This is a genomic window from Pseudomonas sp. 34 E 7 (genome assembly GCF_900005715.1).
Lineage (GTDB): Bacteria > Pseudomonadota > Gammaproteobacteria > Pseudomonadales > Pseudomonadaceae > Aquipseudomonas > Aquipseudomonas orientalis_A.
Genome location: NZ_CVTX01000190.1, coordinates 47194 through 53346 on the forward strand (window position 1 = coordinate 47194; position 6153 = coordinate 53346).

Below are 6153 nucleotides of genomic sequence, written 5' to 3' on the forward strand. Positions count from 1 at the left end.
TCACAGAGGCGTATCCCCTATGCGTACCAACACTCAGACCAAGCGGGAGCTGGACAAGATCGACCGCAACATCCTGCGCATCCTGCAAACCGATGGGCGCATTTCGTTCACGGAACTGGGGGAAAAGGTCGGGCTGTCGACGACGCCCTGTACCGAGCGAGTCCGGCGCCTGGAGCGCGAAGGGATCATCATGGGCTACAACGCACGGCTCAATCCGCAGCATTTGAAAGGGAGTTTGCTGGTATTTGTCGAGATCAGCCTGGATTACAAGTCCGGCGACACGTTTGAAGAGTTCCGCCGCGCGGTGCTCAAGCTACCGCATGTGCTGGAGTGTCACCTGGTGTCCGGAGACTTCGACTACCTGGTGAAAGCGCGGATTTCCGAGATGGCCTCGTACCGCAAATTACTCGGCGATATTCTGCTAAAACTGCCCCACGTGCGCGAATCCAAGAGCTATATCGTGATGGAAGAGGTGAAAGAGAGCCTTAACCTGCCGATCCCCGATTAACCTGACACAACTCAATCAAATGTGGGAGGAGGCTTGCCCTAATGCCAGTCAGTTAAGCCTGCACCGCCCTCTGTAGGAGCGAGCTTGCTCGCGAAAAAGGTCAACGATAACGCGTGCTTTCTGAATGAGCGCGGTGCCTGTGAGTTTTTCGCGAGCAAGCTCGCTCCTACAGACGGCATTAGGGCTTGCCCCCTCCCACACTGACCGAGTAAATCCGCTACACCAGTACCTGTCGGGTACTCGCCATGTACGCGTGGATCTGCTTTTCAACCCGTGGATGAATCAGTTCCACCGGCCGCCGGCCATTGGGGCACGGCAAGGTCTTGGTGGTGCCGAACAGGCGACAGATCAGCGGGCGCTCGTCATACACGGTGCAGCCGTTGGGCCCCAGGTGCACGCAATTGAGCTCATCCATGGCCGCTGCCTGCTCGGCAGCTGTCTTGCGCGGCAGGCGTGACATTTCTTCGGGCGAAGTGGTGACCGGCCCACAGCAGTCGTGACAACCGGGAACGCACTCGAACGAAGGAATCTGTCGACGCAGCGCGCTGATTTTCTGACTGTTGCAACTCATCGAAACACACACCGAACGGCGAATAGGCGTGGATTCTGACTCAAAACGCCCCGCGCAGACAGCTTCGTCCGACCGTTGTATCCTGCGTCAAATTTTCCAAACAGGGAGGCCCCCATGATCGCCAGCGCCCGGCACACCGCGTCCTACTACGCCGCCAGCAGCGTGCCGCACCCCGATTACCCGGCGTTGACGGGTGAGGTGCGCGCCGATGTCTGCGTGATTGGCGGGGGATATTCCGGGCTCAACACCGCCCTGGAACTGGCCGAGCGCGGCTTCAGCGTCGTGCTGCTGGAAGCGCGCAAGATCGGTTGGGGCGCCAGTGGGCGTAACGGCGGGCAACTGATTCGCGGCGTCGGCCACGGCCTTGACCAGTTCGCCAAGGTGATCGGCACCGACGGCGTGCGCCAGATGAAACTGATGGGCCTGGAAGCGGTGGAGATCGTACGCGAGCGCGTCGAGCGCTTCCAGATCCCCTGCGACCTGACCTGGGGCTACTGCGACCTCGCCAACAAGCCCCGCGACCTGCAGGGTCTCGCCGAAGACGCCGAAGAGCTGCGCAGCCTGGGTTATCGCCATCCAGTACGCCTGCTGGAAGCCGGCGAGATGGCCAGCGTGATCGGCTCCGACCGCTATGTAGGCGGAATGATCGACATGGGTTCCGGGCACCTGCACCCGCTCAACCTCGCCCTGGGCGAAGCCGGCGCTGCCCGGCAACTGGGCGTGCAATTGTTCGAGCAGTCCGAGGTGACGCGCATCGACTACGGCGCGCAGGTCAAGGTGCACACCGCCCAGGGCCAGGTACATGCCACGACCCTGGTGCTGGCCTGCAACGCCTACCTCAACGACCTCAACCCGCACTTGAGTGGCAAGATATTGCCCGCCGGCAGCTACATCATCGCCACCGAACCCTTGAGCGAAGCGCTAGCCGCCAGCCTGTTGCCGCAGAACATGGCGGTGTGCGACCAGCGGGTAACGGTGGACTATTTCCGTCTGTCCGCCGATCGCCGCCTGTTGTTCGGCGGCGCCTGCCACTATTCCGGGCGCGACCCGAGCGACATTGGCGCCTATATGCGGCCAAAGATGCTGCAAGTGTTCCCGCAATTGGCCAACGTGAAGATCGACTTCCAGTGGGGCGGCATGATCGGCATCGGCGCTAATCGGTTGCCGCAGATCGGGCGCCTGGCAGATCAACCCAATGTGTATTACGCCCAGGCCTACGCAGGCCATGGCCTCAACGCCACGCACCTGGCCGGCAGGTTGCTGGCCGAAGCCATCAGCGGCCAGCAACAAGGGCGCTTCGACCTGTTCGCCCAAGTGCCGCACATGACCTTCCCGGGTGGTAAACACCTGCGCTCGCCGCTGCTGGCCCTGGGGATGCTCTGGCACCGCCTCAAGGAACTGGTCTGATCAATCGCGCCAGAAAGCCTTCAAGCCTTCATGGCGTGCCTGCTCTGCCGTCAGCCCCACATCGCGCAATTGCTCTGGTGTCAGCGTCAGCAAGGACTTGCGTGTATGAAGGCGGCGCCAGAACAGGCTCCACCGATTTTCGCCAGGCAGAGTTGGCGCCCGCTCCTGCTCGGCTTCCAGTTCCTGGCTATGTAACGCCAGCCGCACATCGCTCATGCCATTCATTTGCCGTCCCTCGTTAGCTTGCCGCCTTGAGTGACTAGAATGAGCGAGCGAGCACAACCAATACAGATTCAGCCTCCCTTTATTAAATCCATACAGAGACTGCCTATGCACGGCTGAATCCTGTATTTTTCCCCTATCTGTACTGGTCTGCTGGGAGTGACCGCCGTGACCCTTTACGTCAACCTTGCCGAATTGCTGGGCACCCGCATCGAACAAGGCTTCTATCGCCCCGGCGACCGTCTGCCTTCCGTACGCGCATTGAGTGTGGAACACGGGGTCAGCCTGAGCACCGTGCAGCAGGCCTATCGATTGCTGGAAGACAATGGCCTGGCGATGCCCAAGCCCAAGTCCGGCTATTTTGTGCCGGCGGGCCGTGAACTGCCGGCGCTGCCCGAGGTGGGTCGCCCGGCCCAGCGGCCGGTAGAGATTTCCCAGTGGGACCAGGTGCTGGAATTGATTCGTGCCGTGCCGCGCAAGGACACCATACAGTTGGGCCGTGGCATGCCGGATGTGTTATCGCCCACCCTCAAGCCATTGCTTCGCAGCCTGGCCCGCGTCAGCCGCCGCCAGGATCTGCCGGGGCTTTACTACGACAACATCATGGGCTGTATGGAATTACGCGAACAAATCGCGCGACTGTCGTTGGATTCCGGTTGCCAACTGACGGCCGAGGATATCGTCATCACCACCGGCTGCCACGAGGCGTTGTCCGCCAGCATCCACGCGATTTGCGAGCCCGGCGATATCGTTGCGGTGGATTCGCCAAGTTTCCACGGCGCCATGCAGACCCTCAAGGGCCTGGGCATGAAAGCCCTGGAAATCCCCACCGACCCGATCACCGGCATCAGCCTTGAAGCTCTGGAACTGGCGCTGGAACAGTGGCCGATCAAGGTCATCCAGCTCACTCCCAACTGCAACAACCCATTGGGCTACATCATGCCGGAAGCGCGCAAACGCGCACTGCTGACCCTGGCCCAGCGCTTCGACGTGGCGATCATCGAGGACGATGTGTATGGCGAACTGGCCTACAGCTACCCGCGCCCGCGCACGATCAAATCCTTCGACGAAGACGGCCGCGTCCTGCTGTGCAGTTCGTTCTCCAAGACCCTGGCGCCCGGCCTGCGCATTGGCTGGGTTGCGCCGGGGCGCTACCTGGACCGGGTGCTGCACATGAAATACATCAGCACGGGCTCGACCGCCACCCAGCCGCAGATTGCGATTGCAGAGTTTCTCAAAGGCGGCTATTTCGAACCGCATTTGCGCCGGATGCGCACGCAATACCAGCGTAATCGCGACCTGATGCTCGACTGGGTCAGCCGCTACTTCCCCGCCGGCACACGGGCCAGCCGGCCCCAGGGCAGTTTTATGCTGTGGATAGAGTTGCCGGAGGGCTTCGATACCCTCAAGCTCAACCGTACGCTGATGGACCAAGGGGTTCAGGTGGCCGTAGGCAGCATCTTTTCTGCATCCGGCAAATACCGTAATTGCCTGCGTATGAACTACGCTGCCAAACCGACGCCGCAGATTGAAGAGGCGGTGCGCAAGGTCGGTACCGCTGCGCACGCCCTGCTGGCCGAAGGGGCAGACTGACCTTTTCCGAGCAATTGCCGTCATATGCCGACAAACGCCTGACCTGGATGCCGCTTCCTTGATGATTAAACGGCTTTTACCGCTTTTCCTGTTGGGAGCACTGGCACTGGGTGGCTGCGCGACGGCCTACACACCGCGCGTGCCCAGTGATGCGCTACCGGCGGCGCAGTCCTCCTTCGGCCGTTCGATCCAGGCCCAGGCGGCACCGTATCAGGGCCGCTCCGGCTTTCGCCTGCTGCCCAACAGCAGCGAAGCGTTCATGGCCCGCGCCGAACTGATCCGCAACGCCCAGACCAGCCTCGACCTGCAGTACTACATCGTGCATGACGGTATCAGCACGCGCATGCTGGTGGATGAACTGCTCAAGGCCGCCGACCGCGGCGTGCGCGTGCGCATCCTGCTGGACGACACCACCAGCGACGGGCTCGACCAGATCATCGCGACGCTTGCCGCCCACCCCAACATCGACATTCGCCTGTTCAACCCTTTGCATCTGGGGCGTAGCACCGGGGTGACACGTGCCATGGGGCGCCTGTTCAACCTGTCGCTGCAACACCGGCGCATGCACAACAAACTGTGGCTGGCCGACAACAGCGTGGCGATCGTGGGCGGGCGCAACCTGGGGGATGAGTATTTCGATGCCGAACCCAACCTGAACTTCACCGATATCGACATGCTCAGTGTCGGGCCGGTGGCCGAGCAACTGGGTCACAGTTTCGATCAGTACTGGAACAGCGCGCTGAGCAAGCCTATCGATGAGTTTGTCTCAACGATGCCTTCCAGGATCGACCTCGCTGTCGCGCGCGGGCGCCTGGAGGCCTCGCTGACCCAATCGCGCCAGCAGAACCACGCCTTGTATAACCGCCTGCGCACCTACCAGACCCAGCCGCGCATGGATATCTGGCGTCGCGAGCTGATATGGGCCTGGAACCAGGCGCTGTGGGATGCCCCGAGCAAGGTGCTGGCCAGGGCCGACCCGGACCCGCAATTGCTCCTCACCACGCAACTGGCGCCGGAGCTCGAGGGCGTCAGCCGTGAGCTGATCATGATTTCGGCGTACTTCGTTCCCGGGCCGCCCGGGCTGGTGTACCTGACGGGCCGCGCCGATGCGGGCGTGTCGGTGAACCTTTTGACCAACTCCCTCGAAGCCACCGATGTACCCGCCGTGCACGGCGGCTACGCGCCCTATCGCAAGGCGCTGCTGGAGCATGGCGTGAAACTCTATGAGCTGCGTCGACAACCCGGCGACCCCAGCGCAAGCAGCGGGCCGCACCTGTTTCGTCGCGGCAGCTTGCACGGCTCCGACTCCAGCCTGCACAGCAAGGCGATGATTTTCGATCGGGAAAAATCGTTTATCGGCTCATTCAATTTCGATCCGCGCTCAGTGCTGTGGAACACCGAAGTCGGCGTACTGGTGGACAGCCCGGAACTGGCGGAACACGTACGCAACCTGGCGCTGCAAGGGATGGCGCCAGCGCTGAGCTACGAGGCGAAACTGCAGGATGGGCAGATCGTGTGGGTGACGGAAGATAACGGCCAGTTGCACACCCTCACCCGGGAGCCCGGCAGTTGGTGGCGCCGATTCAATGCCTGGTTCGCCACCAGTGTCGGCCTGGAGCGTATGCTCTAAAAATCAGGTATACCCCATGTGGGAGGGGGCTTGCCCCCGATTGCCATACGTATCTACACACCACCGTAGCACCCAACCGTAACCACGATGCGAAGCGAGCCGCTCTTGATCTGGCTTTTGATCTTGACCTGCTTGTGATCCTAGGCGCCCCGTTAAACCACGCTGGCCGAACGCAGGCTTGAATCCGTGGGTAACCCGGCAGGACGCCGGGTTAGCCGCACT

The 6153-nt window shown here is 61.8% G+C and carries 6 protein-coding genes; 4 read left to right on the forward strand and 2 right to left on the reverse strand.

All coding sequences use genetic code 11. The features are described 5' to 3' along the window. The first annotated feature begins 19 nt into the window (after positions 1-19). Positions 20-508 (forward strand): Lrp/AsnC ligand binding domain-containing protein, encoded by a 489-nt coding sequence (locus BFP96_RS27305; RefSeq protein WP_003176896.1) that lies wholly within the window; start codon positions 20-22, stop codon positions 506-508. 217 nt (positions 509-725) lie between these two features. Here BFP96_RS27305 and BFP96_RS27310 read toward each other — a convergent pair whose 3' ends face one another. Continuing rightward, entirely contained in the window at positions 726-1079 is a 354-nt protein-coding gene (locus BFP96_RS27310) for a YkgJ family cysteine cluster protein (RefSeq protein WP_065893967.1), read from the reverse strand. Positions 1080-1193: 114 nt separating this feature from the next. Between BFP96_RS27310 and BFP96_RS27315 the strand changes: the two genes are divergently transcribed. Further along, positions 1194-2486 (forward strand): NAD(P)/FAD-dependent oxidoreductase, encoded by a 1293-nt coding sequence (locus BFP96_RS27315; protein WP_065886952.1) that lies wholly within the window; start codon positions 1194-1196, stop codon positions 2484-2486. On the opposite strand, the gene BFP96_RS27320 is transcribed toward BFP96_RS27315, so the two are convergent. Continuing rightward, positions 2487-2711: a DUF1127 domain-containing protein gene (locus BFP96_RS27320; protein ID WP_065937396.1), complete on the reverse strand. Its 225-nt coding sequence runs from the start codon at positions 2709-2711 to the stop codon at positions 2487-2489. A 165-nt stretch (positions 2712-2876) separates the two neighbouring features. Here BFP96_RS27320 and BFP96_RS27325 point away from each other — a divergent pair, with 165 nt between their 5' ends. Both BFP96_RS27325 and BFP96_RS27330 read left to right on the forward strand, forming a co-directional pair. Further along, positions 2877-4301 (forward strand): aminotransferase-like domain-containing protein, encoded by a 1425-nt coding sequence (locus tag BFP96_RS27325; protein ID WP_065898087.1) that lies wholly within the window; start codon positions 2877-2879, stop codon positions 4299-4301. Positions 4302-4362: 61 nt separating this feature from the next. Further along, a complete protein-coding gene (locus tag BFP96_RS27330) occupies positions 4363-5931 on the forward strand; it encodes a phospholipase D family protein (protein WP_065893969.1) in 1569 nt (522 codons plus the stop codon). Positions 5932-6153 lie beyond the last annotated feature (222 nt).